The 19,489-nt window shown below is 69.4% G+C and carries 20 protein-coding genes; 3 read left to right on the top strand and 17 right to left on the bottom strand.

The window, feature by feature from the left end; genetic code table 11:
- Window positions 1–8 precede the first annotated feature (8 nt).
- Genes FFS09_RS13930 through FFS09_RS13915 form a run of 4 tightly spaced genes read right to left on the bottom strand, consistent with a single transcriptional unit; the run spans window position 9 to window position 3,841 of the window.
- Entirely contained in the window at window positions 9–785 is a 777-nt protein-coding gene (locus tag FFS09_RS13930) for an SDR family NAD(P)-dependent oxidoreductase (protein ID WP_137919494.1), read from the bottom strand.
- Window positions 786–792: 7 nt separating this feature from the next.
- Complete coding sequence (locus tag FFS09_RS13925) at window positions 793–1,704, bottom strand: dioxygenase family protein (protein WP_137919553.1); 912 nt, start codon at window positions 1,702–1,704, stop codon at window positions 793–795.
- Window positions 1,704–2,789, bottom strand: coding sequence for an amidohydrolase family protein (locus FFS09_RS13920; RefSeq protein ID WP_252374364.1), 1,086 nt, complete (start codon window positions 2,787–2,789; stop codon window positions 1,704–1,706). The genes FFS09_RS13925 and FFS09_RS13920 overlap by 1 nt, the downstream gene beginning before the upstream one ends.
- A gap of 17 nt (window positions 2,790–2,806) precedes the next feature.
- Window positions 2,807–3,841 carry a porin gene (locus FFS09_RS13915; RefSeq protein ID WP_137919493.1) on the bottom strand — a complete coding sequence of 345 codons (1,035 nt, stop codon included), beginning with the start codon at window positions 3,839–3,841 and terminating at the stop codon, window positions 2,807–2,809.
- A gap of 98 nt (window positions 3,842–3,939) precedes the next feature.
- Between FFS09_RS13915 and FFS09_RS13910 the strand changes: the two genes are divergently transcribed.
- The gene (locus FFS09_RS13910; protein ID WP_137919492.1) at window positions 3,940–4,842 is read left to right on the top strand and encodes a LysR family transcriptional regulator; all 903 of its coding nucleotides are present in this window, start codon (window positions 3,940–3,942) and stop codon (window positions 4,840–4,842) included.
- A 17-nt stretch (window positions 4,843–4,859) separates the two neighbouring features.
- On the opposite strand, the gene FFS09_RS13905 is transcribed toward FFS09_RS13910, so the two are convergent.
- The 4 genes from FFS09_RS13905 to FFS09_RS13890 form a co-directional block, all read right to left on the bottom strand.
- The gene (locus FFS09_RS13905) at window positions 4,860–5,354 is read right to left on the bottom strand and encodes a RidA family protein (protein WP_137919491.1); all 495 of its coding nucleotides are present in this window, start codon (window positions 5,352–5,354) and stop codon (window positions 4,860–4,862) included.
- 64 nt (window positions 5,355–5,418) lie between these two features.
- Window positions 5,419–6,753: an amidohydrolase family protein gene (locus FFS09_RS13900; RefSeq protein ID WP_137919490.1), complete on the bottom strand. Its 1,335-nt coding sequence runs from the start codon at window positions 6,751–6,753 to the stop codon at window positions 5,419–5,421.
- Window positions 6,754–6,810: 57 nt separating this feature from the next.
- On the bottom strand, window positions 6,811–7,806 hold the full coding sequence (locus FFS09_RS13895; RefSeq protein WP_137919489.1) for a Bug family tripartite tricarboxylate transporter substrate binding protein: 996 nt from the start codon (window positions 7,804–7,806) through the stop codon (window positions 6,811–6,813).
- Window positions 7,806–8,432: a nuclear transport factor 2 family protein gene (locus tag FFS09_RS13890; RefSeq protein ID WP_137919488.1), complete on the bottom strand. Its 627-nt coding sequence runs from the start codon at window positions 8,430–8,432 to the stop codon at window positions 7,806–7,808. The genes FFS09_RS13895 and FFS09_RS13890 overlap by 1 nt, the downstream gene beginning before the upstream one ends.
- Before the next feature lie 236 nt (window positions 8,433–8,668).
- On the opposite strand from FFS09_RS13890, the gene FFS09_RS13885 reads away from it, so the two are divergent.
- Window positions 8,669–9,574: a LysR family transcriptional regulator gene (locus FFS09_RS13885; protein ID WP_171020020.1), complete on the top strand. Its 906-nt coding sequence runs from the start codon at window positions 8,669–8,671 to the stop codon at window positions 9,572–9,574.
- A gap of 113 nt (window positions 9,575–9,687) precedes the next feature.
- Here FFS09_RS13885 and FFS09_RS13880 read toward each other — a convergent pair whose 3' ends face one another.
- From FFS09_RS13880 to FFS09_RS13840, 9 genes are all read right to left on the bottom strand, one after another.
- Window positions 9,688–10,236, bottom strand: a complete 549-nt coding sequence (locus FFS09_RS13880) for a 3-hydroxyanthranilate 3,4-dioxygenase (protein ID WP_137919486.1) — start codon at window positions 10,234–10,236, stop codon at window positions 9,688–9,690.
- A gap of 20 nt (window positions 10,237–10,256) precedes the next feature.
- Window positions 10,257–11,240, bottom strand: a complete 984-nt coding sequence (locus tag FFS09_RS13875) for a Bug family tripartite tricarboxylate transporter substrate binding protein (protein WP_171020019.1) — start codon at window positions 11,238–11,240, stop codon at window positions 10,257–10,259.
- A gap of 20 nt (window positions 11,241–11,260) precedes the next feature.
- Window positions 11,261–12,076 (bottom strand): aspartate dehydrogenase, encoded by an 816-nt coding sequence (locus FFS09_RS13870; RefSeq protein ID WP_137919484.1) that lies wholly within the window; start codon window positions 12,074–12,076, stop codon window positions 11,261–11,263.
- Window positions 12,073–12,645, bottom strand: a complete 573-nt coding sequence (locus FFS09_RS13865) for an SRPBCC family protein (RefSeq protein WP_137919483.1) — start codon at window positions 12,643–12,645, stop codon at window positions 12,073–12,075. Before FFS09_RS13865 ends, FFS09_RS13870 begins: the two co-directional genes overlap by 4 nt.
- The gene (locus FFS09_RS13860) at window positions 12,642–13,445 is read right to left on the bottom strand and encodes an FAD binding domain-containing protein (protein WP_137919482.1); all 804 of its coding nucleotides are present in this window, start codon (window positions 13,443–13,445) and stop codon (window positions 12,642–12,644) included. Before FFS09_RS13860 ends, FFS09_RS13865 begins: the two co-directional genes overlap by 4 nt.
- Window positions 13,442–13,933, bottom strand: a complete 492-nt coding sequence (locus FFS09_RS13855) for a (2Fe-2S)-binding protein (RefSeq protein ID WP_137919481.1) — start codon at window positions 13,931–13,933, stop codon at window positions 13,442–13,444. Before FFS09_RS13855 ends, FFS09_RS13860 begins: the two co-directional genes overlap by 4 nt.
- 10 nt (window positions 13,934–13,943) lie before the next feature.
- On the bottom strand, window positions 13,944–14,906 hold the full coding sequence (locus tag FFS09_RS13850) for a dihydrodipicolinate synthase family protein (RefSeq protein ID WP_137919480.1): 963 nt from the start codon (window positions 14,904–14,906) through the stop codon (window positions 13,944–13,946).
- Entirely contained in the window at window positions 14,903–17,032 is a 2,130-nt protein-coding gene (locus FFS09_RS13845; protein WP_137919479.1) for a xanthine dehydrogenase family protein molybdopterin-binding subunit, read from the bottom strand. The genes FFS09_RS13850 and FFS09_RS13845 overlap by 4 nt, the downstream gene beginning before the upstream one ends.
- A 111-nt stretch (window positions 17,033–17,143) precedes the next feature.
- Window positions 17,144–17,959 carry an IclR family transcriptional regulator gene (locus FFS09_RS13840; RefSeq protein ID WP_137919478.1) on the bottom strand — a complete coding sequence of 272 codons (816 nt, stop codon included), beginning with the start codon at window positions 17,957–17,959 and terminating at the stop codon, window positions 17,144–17,146.
- 84 nt (window positions 17,960–18,043) lie between these two features.
- On the opposite strand from FFS09_RS13840, the gene FFS09_RS13835 reads away from it, so the two are divergent.
- Window positions 18,044–19,486: a carotenoid oxygenase family protein gene (locus tag FFS09_RS13835; protein WP_137919477.1), complete on the top strand. Its 1,443-nt coding sequence runs from the start codon at window positions 18,044–18,046 to the stop codon at window positions 19,484–19,486.
- Window positions 19,487–19,489 lie beyond the last annotated feature (3 nt).

The following is a 19,489-nucleotide window of genomic DNA, read 5'->3' as shown; positions in this document are numbered from 1 at the left end:
GGAGGTCTTCAGCCGAGATGGCGGCCACCGTCGGCGACGATCACGCTGCCGGTGGCGTAACGCAGGGTGGTGCAGCAGGCGACGATGGCGGCCGCCACGTCGTCGGCCACGCCCACGCGCTGCAAGGGAATGGTGGCGCCCACGCGGTGATTGAACGCGGCGTCGCGCCCGGGCACGAAGCCCGTGTCCACCACGCCGGGCGACACCGCGAGGCACCGGATCTGCGGCGCCAGCGTCTTCGCCAGCGCGCGTGTCAGCGCATCGGAAGCGGCCTTGGCCGCCGCGTAGGCGAGGTTGCTGCCCAGGCCGGTGAAGGCGGCGATGGACGAGACGTTGACCACCACCGATTCGCCGGCCGCCTTCATCTGCGGCGCGAACGCGCGGATGGCCGCGAAGCCGCCGCGCCAGTTGGTGGCGAAGATGTCGTCGATCAAGGCGTCGTCCAGGCCGTCGAGATCGGCTGCCGGCACGGCGCGGGTGAAGCCGGCGCAGTTCACCAGCACCGTGGCGCGGCCGACCTCGCGCTCGACGGTCTGCGCGGCCGCGCGCAACGCGGCGCTGTCGGTCACGCTGGCCTGCAAGGCACGGTGCCCGCCGCCAGGCAGTTGCGCGAGCGCGGGTGCGGCGGCCTCGGGCGCGCCCCGCTGCAGCAACACCACGCGCGCACCCAGCGCGGCGACGCGCCGCGCGGTGGCCAGGCCAATGGCGCCGGTGCCGCCGATGATGACGGCGACTTCGCCGTCCAGCCGCTCGCGCGGCGCAAAACTTCGTTGCGGTTCTTGCATGTCCATCTCAGGGCAAAGGGCAATGGGGCAGCCGGGTTTCGCCGGGTTCGACGCGCAGCTCGATGTCCAGTCCAAAACCACCGCGGCCATCGGGTTCGAAGCGGCGCAACAGCGAGCCCACGGCGCCGAACACCACGTCCTCGTGCGCGTGCGGGTCTTCGATGTCGAAGTACTGCGTGGCCAGCACCTTGTGGCCGTCCGCCACCACGATGAAATGCAGGTGCGCCGGGCGCATGATTCCGCGCCCCTGCGCCGCCAGCAATTCGCCGCACGGGCCGTCCACCGGCACCGGGTAGCCCGCCGGGCGCACGCTGTGAAAGTGAAAGCCACCTTCTGCGTCGGTGAGGAACACGCCGCGCAGGTTCATGTCTTCCTGCTCGGGGTCCTGGTTCTCGTACAGGCCTTGGGGCGAGGCCTGCCAGGTCTCCACGCGCGCGCCGGCCAGCGGTGTGCCATCGAGCGAACACACGCGACCGCGCACGTGCAACGGCGCACCCGGCGTGTCGGAGGCGGCGATGCTCTCGCCGTTCGCGCGCACCGGTTGGTGCGCGCGCCAGAACGGGCCGACCAGCGCCGGTTCGGTACCGCCTTGGGCCAGCGCCTCGCGCGCGCCGCGCAGCTGCGCCAGCGTGGCCAGACCCAGGATGTCGGCCAGCAGGATGCCTTCGTTCTTGTGCGGCCCGCTGGCCTGGCCCATGCGCACCAGGAAGTCCATGCCCAGATCGAGTTCGGCCGACGTCAGGTCAACCTCCAATGCGAAGGCGTGCGCGTGGCGGATCAACGCGTCCATGACCTGCTTCAGGCGCGCGTTCGGGGTGCCGGCATTGGCGCGCAGCACGGCCGCCAGCAGCTCGGCCGGGTCGGAGGCCGACAAGCCGCTGGGCGCGGCGGCGTGCGTGTTCACGGCAGCGGCGGCCATCATCGGACCAACGCCTTGGCGTTGTCGCGGTAGATGGCCTGCAGCTCGCTCGCACTCAGGCCCGCCTTCTCCAGCCCCTCGACGATCTTCGCCGGCTCGACCCACGGAAAGTCGGAGCCGAACACGATCTGCGAGGTGGGCACGATCATCTTCAGGATGCCCATGTGCACCGCGTCGGCGGCGGCGGCCGTGTCGTAGTAGAAGCGGCGGAAGTGGTGCAGCCGCGAATCGGGCGGCGCCACGCGCGCCAGCGACTCGGCGGTTTCACCTACCAGGAAACGCTGCGCCCAGATGCTGCCGCCCCCGTGCGACCAGATGTAGCGCACATCGGGCGTGGCCTTGGCCGTGCCGCCGTGGATCAGGCTCACCATCGCGCGCGCGAGGTCCGAGCCGAGTTCCACGAAGGTGGGCAGGATGCCGGGCTGGAAGTTCCACGCGCAGCAGTTGGGCGCGGTGGCGTGGGTGTAGACCACTGCCTTGCGCCGGTTGAGCTCGGCCCACACCGGCGCGAAGGACTTGTCGCCCAGCCACTTGTCGTCGTAGCTGGAGAGCAGGCCCACGCCGTCGGCCTTGAGCACGTCGAAGGCGTACTCGATCTCGCGCAGGCTGCCTTCCACATCGGGCAACGGCAGCACGGCGAAATGGCCGTAGCGGCCCGGGTGGTCGGCCTTCATGCGCGCGGCGAATTCGTTGAGCTCGCGCGCGGCACGGCGCGATTCGGCCACGTCACCGAACCACACACCGGGCTGCGTGACCGACAGGAAGGCCTTCTCCACGCCGCCGCGGTCCATCGCCTCCAGGTCCTTCTGCACCGTCCAGGTCTTGAACTGCTCGAAGCCGAGCACGGGCGTTTTGAGGTTCTGGCGCTCCACCAACTGGACCCACGCGGGCGAGAAGAAGTGGTGGTGGAAGTCGATGCGCGTGCCTTTGGCCGCCAGGGTCTGCGCCAGCGGCCGGCCTTCGGGCACAAGCGCGCCCGCGCCCATCACGCCCAAGGTGCCGAGCGAGCCGAAGAGGCCCAGGAAACCGCGGCGCGAAGGCGCGCAGGCCATGCCGTCGGACGGCGGTTGCGTTGAGTGATCCATGACGGTGGCTCCCAGGTTCAGAAGTTGTGGCGGATGCCGAACTCGATGCCGTTCGCGTTCGCCCCGGTCTGGGCCGGCAGCGGCGCGGCGGGCCAGTTGGGCAGGCCGGTGCTGCTCACTTGCTGCGCCGAGGCGCCGCGGTTGCTGATGAGCGCGTAGGTGCCGTAGACCGCCGTCCGCTTGGACAGGTGGTGCACATAGCCCAGCGCCAGCTTGCTCCAGTCGTCTGCGCTGTTCGCGCGGTTGTAGCGGCTGTAGGCCGCGCGCCATTCGCCCGCGCCCTGGCGCAGCGTCGCGCCGATCAGCAACGCGTCGATGCGCGCGCCGCGCGTGTCGGTTTCGCGGGTCCAGAAGGCCATGGGCGTGACCGCACCGAAGCTGTAGGACACCGCCAGGTTGGCGGCCTTGATCTGAGCGGGTGCGGCGGCGGTGCCGGTGTGGCGCCGGCCGATGGAGCCCGAGACGTTCAGCGCCTGGTCGGCATAGCCCAGGCGCGCGCCCGCATAGTTGTTGTTGTTCGTGGGGCTGCCGCTGCCGGCGGGCTCTTCGCCGAGCGCGACCTGCGCCTGGCCGTACCAGCCACCGAGTTGACGGGGCAGCAGATAGGTCAGCGCGTTGCTCACGCGGATCGGCGAACCCAGCATGCTGTAGACGGTGGGCTGACCGATACCGGTGCCGCCGAACGGGTCGAACCACGAGGGGTTCAGGTTGGTGGCGGCCATGTCGCGGCCCAACCGCAACTCACCCCAATTGCCGATCAGGCTGACCGTGGAGCGGCGCTGGAAGCCTCCCGGCGCCGTGCCGGTGTCGGCGGCGATCGTGCTCTCCAGCCAGAAGCCCGCGGACAGGCCGCCGCCCAGGTCTTCGGTGCCGCGCAGGCCAAAGCGCGTGTGGCTGTTGCCGCTGTAGCTCATCGCGGTCGTGCCGGCATCGCCATGCGAGACGCGCGCGATGCCGAGGTCCATCACGCCGAACAACGTGACCTGGGATTGCGCGGCGGCGCCGCCGCAGGTGAGGGCGATGCACGCCAGGGTGGAGCAGGTTTTTTTCATGGGAGGGTCTTTGAAAGTGGGGGTCGAAACAGGAATGGGGGCGAAACGAGGGTCAGGAGTTAATAGAATGAATCTTCAAAATTGATTCGAAAATTCATATGAACATCACCTTGCGGCAGTTGCGCGCTTTTGTGGAAGTGGTGCACAGCAACGGCTTCACCTCGGCGGCGCGCAAGCTGCATCTCACGCAGTCGGCCACCAGCCTGCTGGTGCGCGAACTGGAGTCGCAGTTGGGCCTTGCACTGGTGGACAGAACCACGCGCCAGATCGCGCTGACCGACGCGGGCCGCGAGCTGTTCGACAGCGCCGAGCGCATCCTGGCGGACGTGGAGCACGCGGTGGCCAACACGCAGGACCTGGTGCAGAAGCGCCGCGGCCGCGTGACGGTGGCGACCACGCCCTTTCTCGCGGCCAACTTCCTGCCCGAGGTGATTGCGCGCTTCCAGGCCTCGCATCCCGCGATCACCGTGCGCATCGCCGATCTGCCCACCGACCAGCTGGTGCGGCTGGTGGACAACGGCGACGCCGACATGGGCTTTGGCGTGTTTCCGCAGATGGACGTGGCGCTGGAGCGCGCGACCCTGCTGCGCCACAGCCTGGGCGTCATGCTGCCCGCGGCCTGGCCGCTGGCGCAGCGCCGCAAGCGCCTGACCTGGGCCGACCTCGACGGCCGGCCCATGATCGGCCTGGTGCCCGCGGGCGGTTTTCGCAACCTGGTCGACCCGATGCTGCGCCGCGAGAGCGAGCCCGCCGCGCCGCACTTCGAGGTCGGCCACCTGAGCACGGCGGTCGGCCTGGTCGAGGCCGGCCTGGGCGCCACGGTGGTGCCGGCCTATGTGGGCGCGCTGGTGCGTTCGACGCGCGCGCGTTTTCGCGAGTTGAACGACCCGGTGATCCACCGCAGCGTCGAGCTGGTCTGGCGCGCCGCGCGTTCGCTGTCGCCGGGCGCCAGCGCCTTTCGCAGTTGCCTCGAAGCCTGCTGCAAGCAACTGCAGGCCTGACGTGCGGGCCGGCGTGTTCAGCGGGGAATGCACGGGTTGGCCTTGGAGCACTTGTCGCCGATCACCGCTACGGCATGGATCTCGATCTGCATGCCGGGCACGGCCAGGCCGGACACCGTGATCTGCGCGCTGGCCGGGAAGTTGCGGTCCGGGAACATTTCGGTGCGCACCTTGGAGAAGGTCGCGCCGTTGCGCGCATCGGTCAGGTAGGCCGTGATGCTCACGATGTCCTTGAGGCTGCCGCCGGCGCGCTGGAGGGTCTGCTCCAGCAAGGCGAAGATGGTGCGCGTCTGCGCCTCGAAGTCGCCCTTGATGTCCTTGCCGTTGAGGTCGGTGGTGGTGGTCTCGCCGGCCAGCCAGACGGTGCGCCCGCCTTCGGTGACCACCGCCGGTGAATAGGAGCGCCCTTTCGTGCGTTCGCCATGCTCCAGGTAGTCGGCCGCGCCCGCGTGGGGCAGCAGCGCGCCGGTCAAGGCCAGGGCGGCCAGCCAGCGGGTGGTTCGGTGTTGCATCAAGGTCTCCTCAGGGGTGGTGGTGCGGCGGGCTCTGCGGCCCGCCCGGGTTGAAAAATCGGGGTCAGGCTTCGGCGTAGCGCCGCGCCAGGGAACGCATGGATTCGGTGGCCTCGTGCGCGATGGCGGCGCTGTCCCAGCGCGTGGGCTGGCCGCGGCGCAGCAGCACCCGGCCATCGACCAGCACCGTGTCCACGTTGGAGGGCTGGGCCGAATACACGAGCGCGTGGGCGGGGTCGAACACCGGCGCCATGTTGAGATCGGTGGTGCGCACGATCTGGATGTCGGCGCGCTTGCCCGGGGTGAGCGAACCGACGAGCCGGTCCAGCCCGAGGTCGCGCGCGCCGTCCAGCGTGGCCAGGCGCAGCAGGCGGCGCGCGCTCAGCGGCTGGCGGTTGCCGAAGCGCTGCTTGTGCGACCAGAGCAGCGCGCGCATGCAGGCGAAGAAGTCGGCGTTGGCGGAAGCGCCCGAGCTGTCCACCGACAGGCTCTGCAGCACCCCGGCCTCCTCCAGCTCGTGGAACTGGATCACGCCGCGCGTCGCCTGGGCGTACAGCATCTCGATCGTCGGCGAGCAGGTCATGGTGGTGCCGGTGGCGGCCATCAGCGCGCAGTCTGCGGTCGTCATGCCTTGCGGGTGCACCAGCTGCAGGTCCTTGCCGAGCAGGCCGTGTTCGGCCAGCACCGGCACCACGCCCACGCGGGCATGCATGGTCAGCGGCAGGCCCAGCGCGCGCACGCTGGCGCACTCCTCGCTCACCACCGCAATAGGCACCGCACCGCGCGGGTTGGAGACCGGCGTGCGCACTGCGGCGCCGAGCGTGAGCAGGTCCGAGGGCAGGCCTTCGCGCTGCACGCGTGCCAGGTCGTCCAGGTTCATGGGCCGGTCCAGCGGCTGCTCCTGGCCCCATCCATACGCAAAGCGGCCGCGCACGCCCATCTCGGCCATGGCACGCAGCTCGGCATCGGCATGCGCCGGTGAGCGCACGTTGTGGGCCCAGTTGTGCACCGTGGTGATGCCCGAGAGCAGGCCTTCGGCGAGCCCCAGGCGGACCGAGCGGTGGCTGTCCTCGGGCGTGAACAGCGGGCCCGCGCCCAGGGTGAGAGGGAAGTAGCCGTGCTCGGCATCGTCACCGCGCACCAGGGCGCGCATGGCGCTGTTCCACAGGTGCCAGTGCGTGTCCACAAAACCGGGCAACACGACCATGTCCCGCGCGTCGATTTCGAGCGCGCCTTGCACTTGAAGCCGGGGGCCGACCGCGACGATCGCGCCATCGCGCACATGCACGTCGGCGCAGGGCAATTCGCCCAGCACGGGGTCCATGGTGAGCACATGGCCACCACGGATGATGAGCTCCTGATCGAAGCCGGAACGGTCTGACGGGGGTATCGAAGGCACGAAGAATCTCCTGCACCACGCGGGGGTGCATCGGTCGCTGACGGGGAACGGGGGTGGTTACTCGGCCTTGGCGCCGGAGATGCGGATCAGTTGCGCCTTCTGGCGCATGTCGGCCTCGATGAACTTCGCGAAAGCCGAAGGTGTCGAGAACACGGGCTCGAAACCGCGCGAGAGCAGCACGCTCTCGCGAAACGCCGGGTCGTTGCCGATGGCGGCCACGTCCTGGTGGATCTTCTGCACGACGGCGGCGGGCGTGCCGCCGGTGGCGAACAGGCCGAACCACGACTCGCGCGGGTCGATGTCGGCCAACCCGGCTTCACGCAGCGTGGGCACATCCGGCATCTCGGTGAGCCGGGTGGCGCGCCCGACGGCCAGCGCCTTGAGCTTGCCCGCGCGCAGCAGCGCCAGGGCGCCCGACACGCCGGCCAGCGTGAGGTTCACCTCGCCCGACTGCACCGCCGCCACTGCGGGCGAGATGCCCTTGTACGGCACGTGCACGAAGCTGGCGCCGGTCCTGGCTTTCAGCGATTCGAACAACAGGTGCGGCAGGCTGCCCGAGCCATAGGACGCGTAGCTCAGCGCGTCGGGGCGCGCCTTGGCCATGGCCACCAGTTCGGCCATGTTGTTCGCGCCGACCTGGGGGTTGGCCACCACCATCTGCGGCAGGCTCACGAGCTGGCTGATGGGCGCGAGTTCGCGCACCGGGTCGTAGGCCAGCTTCGCGAACAGAAAGGGGTTGCTGGTGATGGTGGCTTCGCTGGTCAGCAGCAGCGTCAGGCCATCGGGCGCTGCTTTCGTGACCGCCATCGCGCCGATCACGGTGGCCCCGCCGGCCTTGTTCTCCACCACCACCGACTGGCCCCATTGCCGCTGCAGACGATCGGCCAGCATGCGCGCCAGCAGGTCCACACCGCCGCCCGCCGCATAGGGCACCACGATCCGCACAGTTTGCGCAGGCCATGCCGTGCCCTGCGCGAACAGCGCCGGGCAGGCCACGCCCAGGGTGAGCGCGGCCAGTGCGCCGCGGCGCGTGGGAGTCAACACGGATGCCATCACTTCAGGCTTTCGAAATGCTTGTAGGAAATGTCGTCGCGTCCAATGTGGCCGATGACCTGGTAGCGCGACTTGACCAGCTCGGCCGGCACGTCCAGCACACGCCGATAGTCGCTCACGGTCTGGCGTCCGTCCAGCGCCCATTTGCCGTTGCGGCGCGACCAGCTGTCGAGGTAGCGCGAGTGCATCCAGCGCTCTTCGTACAGGTTGGCGTTGCCTTCCTTGGGCACCAGCAGCGTGGCGGTCCCGGTGGACTCGCTCACCGCGCGATCGCCCTTCACTTCGATCAGGATGTTGCTGATGCGGTGGTTGTTGCCCGTCATGTCGTCGTGGGCCTTGATCAGGAAGTCCACATAGGCTTCCCAGTTGGGAAAGTCGCGGTTGCCGAAGCGCATCTTCGCGCCAGGGTGGGCCAGCGACATCAACATTTCGCGGTCACCACGGTCCAGCGCGCGCGGGTACTTGTAGATCAATTCCGTGATGGTCTGCTTGGCCAGCAGCTTCTCGATCTCGGCGGGGTTGACCTTCTGCGCCTGCGCCTGCAGGGGCACGGCCAGGGTGAGGGTCATCGCGGCGGCAAGCGCGGCGAGCAGCTTGCGGCGTGGGGTGCGGGATTGTGTGTCCATCGGTGTTGTCTCCGTCGTGTGGGATTCGGGTTGGGCCTTCAGCCGGGAGCGTCAACCCCTGGCATGGGGCGTATTTCAATGTCTTCTTCAATATTCTCCAAACGATTTAATTTAATGAATTCATGAGTTATTCCGATCGTTTGGAGCAGACCTCGCGCGCGCCATCGGCTGCGACAATCCAGGCCTGTTCCTTGACCGCACATGGCCGACCCATCGGCCTGAACCACGAGCGCCCCATGTCCCGCACCTCCGCTGTCACGTTGCGCCAGTTGCGCGCCTTCAACGCCGTTGCCGAGGAAGGCAGCATCGCCCGCGCGGCGCAGCGCCTGCACCTGACGGCGTCCGCGCTGTCCATGCTGATCGGCACGCTGGAAGGTGAGCTGGGTGTGCGCTTGTTCGAGCGCACCACGCGCCGCATGGTGCTGACCGACGAGGGCAACAAGCTCCTGCCCACGATCGAGCAGATGCTCGGCCAACTGGACGGCGCCATCACCGATCTGCACGAGTTTTCGCAGTCGCGCAGTTCGCGCCTGCGCATCGCGGCGTCGCCGCTGCTGGCCGCCACGCTGCTGCCGCACCTGATGGCCAGCTTTCGCGAACGTTTCCCCGCGATCCGGCTGACGCTGCGGGACCTTCCGGTGAGCGAGGTGGCGCAGGCCGTGCGCGCCGGTGAAGCCGACCTGGGTGTGTGCACGGCCGATGTGGACGCGCTGGACCTGCACACCACGGTGCTGCACCAGGACCGCCTGATGCTCGCTTGCCTGGAAAACCATCCGCTGGCTTCGCGCTTCGAGCTGCCCTGGCGCGAACTCGCGGGCGAGCCCCTGGCGCTCATGCAGCCGGGCTCGGGCCTGCGCAAGCTGTCCGAGCGTGGGCTGGCGCAGATCGGTGAGCCGGTGGACCCGGCGTATGAGGTGGCCAACGTGACCACCGCCGTGGGCCTGGTCGAGGCCGGCCTGGCGGTGGCGGTGCTGCCGCGTTATGCGCTGACCCGCACGCGCGCCGTGGGCGTGCGCGCCATTCCCCTGATCGACCCGGTGGTGGAACGCGCCATCGTCGCGCTCAACGCGCCCGAGCGCCCGCTGACCAGCGCGGGCGAGGCCTTCCTGGCCCACTTCCAGCAGGCCGCGGGGCTGGAGTGAAAACGCCTCTTACGGTTTTGCATTCAGGCGTAGAACAAGGCGGGTTGCCGCAGACAGTGCTGTAGCACGGCAAGGCAACCCAACGCAGTTATACGTTTGAAGGCAAAGCCGTATCAGGCGCGCTCGCGCCGTGCGTGCCAGGTCGCCCAGTCACGCCCTGGATGGACCTCGCCGCAGGTGGGACAGGTACGTTCGGCGGGCGTGGCGTCGTAGAAGGCCTTGTACACCGGTGGCAGGTCGTCCACGATGCTGGAGAGCTGCAGTTCGCTGCGGTGCACCAGGCCGCCACAGGCCGCGCAATACCACTCGAACGCGTCGCGCGTGCCCTGCGGCCGCGGGAGCTCGACCACCGTGCACAGGCTGCCCGGCTCGGGCCGCTGCGGCGAGTGGCGCACGTGCGCGGGCAGCAGGAAGATGTCGCCTTCGCGCAGGTCCACACGCTCGAACTGGCCGCGGTCCACGATCAGCAGGTGGGCGTTGCCCCTGAACTGGTGGAAGTACTCCTCGAACGGGTCGTCGTGGAAGTCGGTGCGCTGGTTGGGGCCGCCCACCACCGTCACGATCATGTTCGAGTCTTTCCATATCTGCTGGTTGCCCACGGGGGGCTTGAGCAGGTGCTGGTGTTCGTCGATCCAGCGGGCGAAGTTGATGGGTTGGCGCATGGAGTCGCTCCTGGTGGGGTTCAGTTGATCTTGATGGCGGCGTTCTTGATGACGGTCGCGTATTTGGCCATCTCGCTGCGGATGAAGGGGCCGAATTCTTGCGGACCCGCGCCCGACGATTCGGCGCCGAGGCGCGTGAGGGTGTCCCGCACCTCGGGTTGTCGCAGGGCCTGCTGCAACTGCGCGTGCAGCTTCTGCACCACCTCGGGCGGCGTGCGAGCGGGCGCCAGCAGGCCGAACCAGGCCACGGTGTCGTAGCCGCTCACGCCACTTTCCATCAGGGTCGGCACGTCGGGCAGCGCGACCGCGCGTTTGGCGCTCGTGACCGCCAGCGGAATGAGGCGCTTGTTGGCGATGTGCGGCAGCACGCTGGGGATGTTGATGATGATGGACATGACCTGGCCGCCCATGATGTCGGACAGCGCGGGCGCGGCGCCTTTGTAGGGCACGTGCAGCAGATCGAGCCCCGCGCTCGAGCGCAGCAGTTCGGCCGAGAGGTGCGACAGGCTGCCGCTGCCCGCGGAGGCGATGGTGAGCTTGCCCGGCTGCTGGCGCGCTTGCCGCACGTACTCGGCATAGGACGCGATGCCGGCATCCGCACGCACCACCAGCAGGTTGGGCGCGGTGGCGATCAGTGCGACGGGTGTGAAGTCGGCCACGCTGTCGTAGGGCAGGCTCGGGTAGAGGCCCGGCGTGACGCCGTGGGAGCTGGCGTTGGCCAGGAACAGCGTGTAGCCGTCGGGCGCGGAGCGGGCGACCTGCTGGGCGCCGATGCTGCCGCCCGCGCCGGGCTTGTTGTCGATCACGAAGGCCTGGCCCATCGACTCTCCCATGGCCTTGGACAAGGCGCGCGCGAGCACGTCGGAGCCGTCACCGGCGGGCGACGGCACGACGATCTTGATCGGCCGCTCCGGGTACTGGGCCGCGGCGAGTCCGCAGCCCCAGGCCAGTGCCATGGCGATGGCGCATTGGAGCAATCTGGATCGATGAACGAGAGTGAACATGGGCATCCTTTCAGGGGGTTTCAAAGCACGACGGCGGAACATCGGTTGAGCACCGCGCGCAAGGCGCTGTGCGCGGTGACGAGCGAGGTACGGGGGTTCTCGGGATCGGGGCGGTTCTCCAGGCGCAACAGCAGATGGCCGGCCTCGCCCCAGGCCTCGACCTCGTGGCGGTTCTCCGCCACACCGGGGTCGGCCCAGAGTTCGACCCGGGTGAGATCGAGCCCGAGTGTGGCCAGGGCGACGGTGGCGGCCACGTTGGCGTTGCGCGGGTAGTCGCGCGCGGCCTGGCGCGCGCTGCCTTTGAACACGAGGGTCGGCGCGTCCAGTGCATCCAGCCGGTGCGCCGATTCCGCCGGGCTTCCGCGCCATGCGGCGGGTGGCTTGCGGCCGCGGTAAACCACCTCGCGCAACCCCGCGTCGCGCGCGGCGGTGAGCCAGTCGATGCCGCCGATGGCGCCCGAGACCAGCAGCACCTGCCGGCCCGCCGCGGTGGCCAGGGCGCGCAAGCGCGCGAGGCGGTGGTCGTCGGTGAGCGCACCCACCGACGCCAGCAACAGATCGCAGCCCGCGTGCAGCACCGCCTCGGCGTGGGCGTCGACCGCCGCGTGTCCGGCGCACTCGACCACCAGTTCGGGGCGGGCCGCCAGCCAGGGTTCGCGCTGGTCGGTCAACAGCGGCCGCACGGCCTGCAGATCGCCCACCGCGGCAGCGCGAGCGGGTTCCAGCTCGTGCACCAGCACACCGGTGAGTTCGATGGCATCCGGATGCGCCAGCAGGCCACGCGCCAGGCGCTGGCCAATGGCGCCGAAACCGATGAGTGCGACGCGCAGGGTCATGCCGCTCGCCCCAGCAACCACAGCAGCGCGCCCGCACCCGCGAGCAAGGCCACCACCCAGGGCCAGCGCGTGCCGGTGGACGCGGCAGGCGGCGTGGCGACCGGCACAGGCGCGGCCGCGCTCGCCCCGCTGGCCAGCTGGGCCACGAAGCGCTGGAAAAAATCTTCGCTCATCTTGCGCACCGTGCCTTCGATGAGGCGCGCGCCCAGTTGCGCGATCTTGCCGCCCACCTGGGCATCGGCGCTCCAGTCCAGCCGGGTCTGGCCGGGCGCGGTCTCGGCCAGGGTCACACGCGCCTCGCCCTTGCCGAAGCCGGCCACGCCGCCCTGCCCCGAAAAACGCAGCGTGCAGCGGTGGGGCGCGGCCACGTCGGCCAGGCTCACCGTGCTGTTGAAGCGGGCCGCCACGGGCCCGATGCTGACCTTGACGGTGCTCGCGAAGTCGGTGTCGCTCGTGCGCTCGAAGGTTTCGCATCCTGCGATGCACTGGCGCAGCACGGCGGGGTCGAGCAGCGCGTCCCAGACGCGCTGCACCGGGTGTTCAAGAAGTTGGGTGCCTTGGTAGTTCATGGATGGGAAAGCAGTTGTTGGAGGGTACGGCGCGCCAGCACGCCGGCCAGGTGCACGCGGTACTCGGCGCTGGCGTGCAGATCGCCGGCGGCCTGCTGCGGGTCCAGCGCCAGGCCCGCCAAGGCCTCGGGTGCGAAGCGCCGCGTCAGTGCCGCCTCGGCTTCGGGCCAGCGGCAGGGCCCATGGCCCAGGCCGGTGAGCGCCACGCGCACGCCATCGGCTCCGCGCGCGATCGCCACGCCGGTCAGCGCGAAGCGCGAGGCGGGCTGTTCCTCTTTCAGGTAGACCAGAGGTGTGGGCGCGGGCACGCGCGCGCCCAGCAGCACTTCGTCGGGTTCGAGCGCGGTGGTGAACAGGCCCCGGAAAAAATCGTTGGCGGCGATCTCGCGCCGGTCGGTCACCAGCGTGGCGCCGCAGGCCAGCAAGCCCGCGGGCCAGCAGGCGGCCGGGTCCGCGTTGGACACCGAGCCCCCCAGCGTGCCGCGGTTGCGCACCTGCTGGTCCGCGATGCCCGCGGCCAGACGCGCGAGGCCCGGCCATCGTGCGCGCACCAGCGGTGACGCGGCCACGCTGGCGTGCGTGCACATCGCGCCGATCCAGAGCCCGGCGCCTTCTTCGCGCAGCACCAGCAGTTCGGGCACGCGGCCCAGGTCGATCAGCAGCGGCGGCGCGGCCAGGCCCAGCTTCATCGCGGCAAGCAGGCTCTGCCCGCCGGCCAGCAGCTTGGCATCGGGCGTCTCGCGCAGCCAGACCACGGCATCGGACACACGGCCCGCGCGGCGGTGCTCGAAGGGCGTCATGCGCCGCCCTCCCGCCCATCGCGCATCTCGCGCAGACCCTGGCACGCGGCCTTGACGATGCCGTAGTAGCCGGTGCAGCGGCACAGGTTGCCCGACAGGGCGTGGCACACGGCCCCGGGCTCGGCGGGCACGCCCTCGCGGTCCATCGCCACCGCGCGCATCACCATGCCTGGCGTGCAGTAGCCGCACTGCAGCGCGTGGTGCTGGCCAAAGGCGCGCTGCATGGGGTGCAGCGGGCCATCGGCGGGCGCCAGGCCTTCCACCGTGGTCACCGACGCGCCATCGGCCTGCACCGCCAGCACGTTGCAAGACTTCACCGCCGCGCCATCGAGCAACACGGTGCAGGCGCCGCATTGCGCGGTGTCGCAGCCGGGGTGTGTGCCGGTCAGGCCCAGGTCCTCGCGCAGCAGCGTGATCAGCAGGCGCTGCGGGGCCACGGCGCGGCGCACCGCTTGCCCGTTGACCGAGAGGGAGATGTCCACGCTCATGTTGTCAATGTCACTTGAGCTGGAGTCCGCTGCGCGCCAGTGCGTCGCGCGTGGCGGCCTTCTCGGCCTCGCTCAGGTTGAGCAGCGGGCGGCGCACCGGGCCACCGACCTGGCCCAGCAGCTCCAGCCAGTATTTGGTGTAGGCCTGCGGCGTGCCCGAAGGACGGGCCGAGCGGAAGGCCTGGCGCGCGGGCTCCAGGCTGTCGCGCACGGCCCGTGCTTCGGCGTGTTTGCCTTCGAAGGCCAGGCGCGTGTATTCGTTGATGCGCTGGTCGGCCGCGGTCTGCAACAGGAACGGTGGCGTGGAGCACAGGTACAGCTGCCAGCCGAGTTCGATGATGTTGTCCAGCCACTCCTCTTCGGACGCGGTGCTCACCAGGATCTTGTCGCCCGCCAACTGGGTCAGGCGGCTGTACTTCTCGCGGTCGACGCTGTACTTGATGGCCACGATGTTGGGCAGCTCGGCGATGCGCGCGCACAGCTCAGGGCTCATCTCGTAGCCGCAGTCGGGGTGGTTCCACAGCGCGATGCCGATCTCGGTCTGCTCGCTCAGGTAGCGGTAGTACTCGTAGACCGTCTCGTCGGGGTTGTGGTGGAAGTGCAGCACCGGGCTGTGCACGACGATGTAGTCGGCGCCGATGTTCTGCGAATGGCGGGCCAGGTCGAGCACCACGTCGAGGTTGGTGTCGGAGCACGAGGTCACGACGCCGCAGCGCCCGCTGGCCTCCTCGACCGCCAGTTCGAAGGTGCGCTTGCGCTCGGCCACCGACATGGAGAAAAACTCGCCCTGCTTGCCGCTGACGAACAGCCCACCGAGTTTCAGGTCGCGAATCCAGTGCCGCAGGTTGCGGCGGAAACCGTCTTCGTCCAGGCTCAGGTCTTCCTTGAAGGGCGTGGCGGTGGCCGCCCAGACGCCGCGGAAGTGTTCACGGGCGTAGGCTTTGGCGTCTTGCTTGCGGTATTTGGTGGTCATGGTTTCAATGGAGAGTGGTGGGTGGGCATGGCCCGCCACAGGCGTTCGGCCGTGAGCGGGAAATCGAGTTCGGGTTCGCCCCGGGGCGAGAGCGCATCGGCCGCCGCGTTGAGCAGCGCGGCCGGCACGCCAATGCAGCCGGCCTCGCCCACGCCCTTGGCGCCCAGCGCGTTGGCGTTCGTGGGCACGTGCTGACTGCGCAGCTCCACCGGTGGCATGTCGTCGGCGCGCGGCATTGCGTAGTCCATCAGCGAGCCGGTGACGAGCTGGCCGTCCGCGTCATAGACCAGCCGCTCGAACAGCGCCTGCCCCAGACCTTGCGCCAGGCCGCCGAGCAACTGGCCTTCGGCCAGTTGGGGCGAGACGATCTGGCCGGCGTCATCGGCCCAGACGATGCGCTCCACGCGCGGCTTGCCGGTGTCGGCGTCGATGGCCATGCGCGCCATCACGCAGCCGTAGCTCCAGGCTTCGGCGGGGGCGGTGTAGACCTGTTCGGCCATGATCGGCAGGGCTTCCCCGGCGTCGCGGCGGCGCGCCGCCTCCTGCGCGGCGAGGAGCACCGCGCTGCCGCCGATGGCCATGCTGCGGCTGGCCAGCGCGCCGATGCCTTCGGGGCAGTGCGCGGTGTCGCCATGGCGCACGCGCACGCGCGCCGGCTCACAGCCCAGTGCGGCGGCGGCGATGGTCGCGTAACTGGTCTCATGGCCCTGGCCTTGCGCGCTGGAACCGCTGGCGACTTCGACCGTGCCGTCGGCCAGCAGGCTCACGCGCGCGCTTTCCCAGCCCTGGCCGCAGGGCTCGATGTACAAGGCCGTGCCCAGGCCCACCCATTCGCCCGCGGCGCGCCGGCGCACCTGTTCGGCACGCTCGGCCTCGTAGCCGAACGCCTGGGCGGCGCGCTCCAGCACGGCACGGTAGTCGCCCGCGTCCAGGACCTCGCCGGTGGGCGTGGCCCAGGGCATCTGATCGGCCTCGATGAGGTTGCGCCGGCGCAGCTCCAGCGGGTCCAGGCCCAGGTGGCGCGCGGCGCGCTCGACCAGGCGCTCCATGAGCAGCGTGGCCTCGGGCCGGCCCGCGCCGCGGTAAATCGTGACCGCCGCCGCGTCCGAGGTTTCAACCTGCGCGGCGATGTCCACGCCACCGACCCGGTACGGGCCGGGCAGGATGCGCGCGGTGTTGCGCGCCGGCGCCACGGCACTGAAGGGCAACCAGGCCCCCACCGGGAAGCGCAAGCGCGCGCCGAGGTGCATGAAGCGGCCCTGCGCATCCAGCGCCAGCTCGCCCTGAAGGTGGGCGCCCCGGCCGTGCACGCCCGAGGTGAATTCCTCGCTGCGCGTGGCGGTCCACTTGAGCGCGCAGCGGTACGTGCGCGCGGCCCAGGCCAGCACCAGTTCTTCCGGCCCGAGCGACGATTTGGCGCCAAAGGCACCACCGACGTCGGGCGCGATCACACGCACCCGCTCGGCCGGGAGGTTCAACAATTGCGCAATATTGGCGCGGGCGCGCGACGGCGCCTGCGTGGGCAGCCAGGCGTCCAGTTGGCCGGTCGCCTCGTCCCAACGCAGCACGGCCGCGCGCGGCTCCAGCGCCATGGCCGCGACGCGCGGCTGCTGCTGCACCGCGCGCACCACGGTCGCGCCGACCGTGGGCGCATCGCCCGTGTGGTGGCGCACGCGGGCGACCACGGGCGCACCGTCGGCCAGGTCGTTCTGCGAAGGCTCGGCTTCGCAATCGAACCACACCGCATCGGCCGCCTGGCGCGCGGCCTCCGCGCTGCGGGCGAGCACCAGCGCCAACGGCTGGCCCACGCTGCGGATCGCCTGCGTGGGCATCAGGGGCGTGGGTTCGGCGCGCAGGCTCTGGAGCAGGTCGTTGGGCGGCGGCAGGGTCAGACCGTCGATGTCGTGACCGGTGACGATGGCCACGAACCCCTCAACGGAAGACGCGCCGCTGGCGTCCATCGACACGATGCGCGCACGCGGGTACACGCTGCGCACGAAGACCGCGTGCAACATGCCAGGCAAGGACACGTCGTGCACGTAGCAGCCGCGACCGGTGAGCAGGCGCGCATCTTCAACACGGGCGAGGGGTACGTCGGCGGGATGGGTGGTGGGAGCGGCGTTCATGCGGGACTGGATCTGAGGGGTCGATTCCACGCGAACGCCCCTGTCCCGGCAAGCGAATGTTTCTGAACGATTCCTCAACAAATCTGAGCACCGCCCCCGACCGGCGGTGACTTATGCCAGCTTGCGCGCCAGGGCAATCAACTTCGGTGCCACCTCGTCCACCAGCCAGCGCTCGTCGAGCCGGCGGCGCTGGAAGGAGGCGTTGATCGCCACCAGCTCGCCCCGGTCCACCTTGCCGAGCGAGACCGCCACGGCCTGCACGTCCGGGTAGACCTCGCCCACCGAAATGCAGCAGCCCAGGCGCGGGTAGTTCGCCAGGGCCTGCATCAGGCGCTCCTCGTGCCGCGCCCACTCTTCCGGCGCCTTGATCTTGATCGTGTTCATCAGCGCCTGCCGCTCCGTCGGGCTGCAGGCCGCGAGGTAGGCGCGCCCCACCGCCGTGCCGCACATGGAGTACGTGCGCCCGATGTCGATCGGGTGGCCGCTGCGCACACCGCCGCGCGTCACTTCGATGCAGACCATGTCCAGCCGGTCCCGGATGGCGATGGCCACGGTGCCGCGGATCTCCTGCGCCAGTTCCAGCATTTCGGGCCGCGCGCGCTGCCGCACCGGAAAGGTCTCCAGCAGCGGAAAGCCCAGCGACAGCACCGCCGAACCGAGCCGGTACTTGCCCGAGTCCGCGTCCTGCGCGAGGTAGCCCATGCGCATGAGCGTGTAGGTGAGGCGCGAGACCGTGGGCCGCGGCAAGCCCAGTTGCTGCGCCAGTTCCTTGTTGCCCAGCACGTGGTGCACGGGCGAGAAACAGCGCAGCAACTCGAGGCCGCGCGCGAGCGTGGTGGCGAACTGCCGGTCGCCTTCGTAGTCCTCGTAGGTGAGCGGCGCGCGGTACACGGGGCGGGTGGCGGGGTCGTCTTTTGAATTTGACATATCGAAATTGTGATCGATATATCGAAACAAGATCATCGGGACAAACACCCCCTTCCTACACTGGCCTGGCCAAGGAGACATACCGTGAACGCTGTCGATTTACCTCTGCACGAGATTCCTGCGCTGTCAGGAAACAACGCCCCGATTCATCAGGAAGACGTCTTCGACGACCTGCCTGTCCTGGGCACGGTCCCGGCCGATTTCAGCGGTCTCTACGTCCGCAACGGACCGAACGCCTACTACCCGCCGGAATGGCGTTACCACGCCTACGACGGCGACGGCATGTTGCACGCCGTGCGCTTCGACCAGGGCCGCGTGAGCTACCGCAACCGCTGGATTCAGACCGCGGGGCTGCAGGAAGAGTTGGCGGCGGGACACGCACTCTGGAAGGGTCTGAAGGAACCGCCGCGCGCCGACCGACCTGACCAGCCGCTGAAGAACAACTCCAACACCGACGTGAAGTACCACGCCGGTCGCTTGCTCACCATGTGGTACCGCTCCGGCGTGCCCTACGCCGTGGATCCGTTCACGCTGGAGACCTTGGGACCGGTCGACATCGATGGGCCGGCCACCCGCATCTCGGCGCACTCGCGGCCCGACGAACACACCGGCGAACTGATGTGGTTCGACTACGACACCAAGCCCCCGTACATGCGCTACGGCGTGGTGGGGCCGGACCGCCAGCTGCGCCATTCCGTCGACATTGAATTGCCCGCTCCGGGCCTGCCGCACGACATGGCAGTGACCGAGAACTACACGATCCTGCACGACTTCCCGCTGCGCCCCGACCCCGATGCATTGGCAGCGGGCCGCTACAAGGTGCGCTTCTACGCCGATCAGCCGAGCCGCTTCGGGATCATCCCGCGCTACGGCAAGGCCGAAGACATTCGCTGGTTCGAAGCCAAGCCGGCGTACATGCTGCACGTGATCAATGCCTGGGAAGAAGGCGACGAGGTCGTGATGGTCGGCACGCCCTACCGGCTGCACCGCACGGAAGATGGGCAGCTCGACAGCCGCCGCCTGGAGCGCACCATCAACCAGCGTCAGCGCGACTTCCTTTTGTACGAATGGCGCTTCGACCTGAAGACCGGTCTTACGAAGGAGCGCGTGATCGACGACGTGCTGAACTCGGAATTCCCCGTCATCAACGGCGCCTACCAGGGCCGCAAGAACCGCTGGTCTTACAACATCGTGTTCCCGCCGGGCGGCCGCGAGGAGCCGCGCTTTCCGGGCCTGGTGAAGTACGACCTGGAGACGGGCGGCTACATCGCCTACAGCGCCGGCCCGAATTTCTTCTACAACGAGCCCGGCTTCGCGCCGCGCGACAACCCGCGTTCGGAAGATGACGGTTATCTCGTCACGCTGGCGTGGAACCCACGCGAACAGCGCTCCGAGATCCAGTTGTTCGATTGTTATGGCGCGGCCCTCGCGCAGGGTCCGGTGGCTTCGCTGCCATTGCCGCGCCGGGTGCCCAACGGCTTCCATGCGACCTTCGTCAGCCAGGCCACGCTCAACCGCTGGAAATGACCT

The sequence above is a fragment of the Hydrogenophaga sp. 2FB genome, assembly GCF_005503365.1.
Classification (GTDB): Bacteria; Pseudomonadota; Gammaproteobacteria; order Burkholderiales; family Burkholderiaceae_C; genus Hydrogenophaga.
This window is presented reverse-complemented; position numbering and strand designations above follow the sequence as displayed.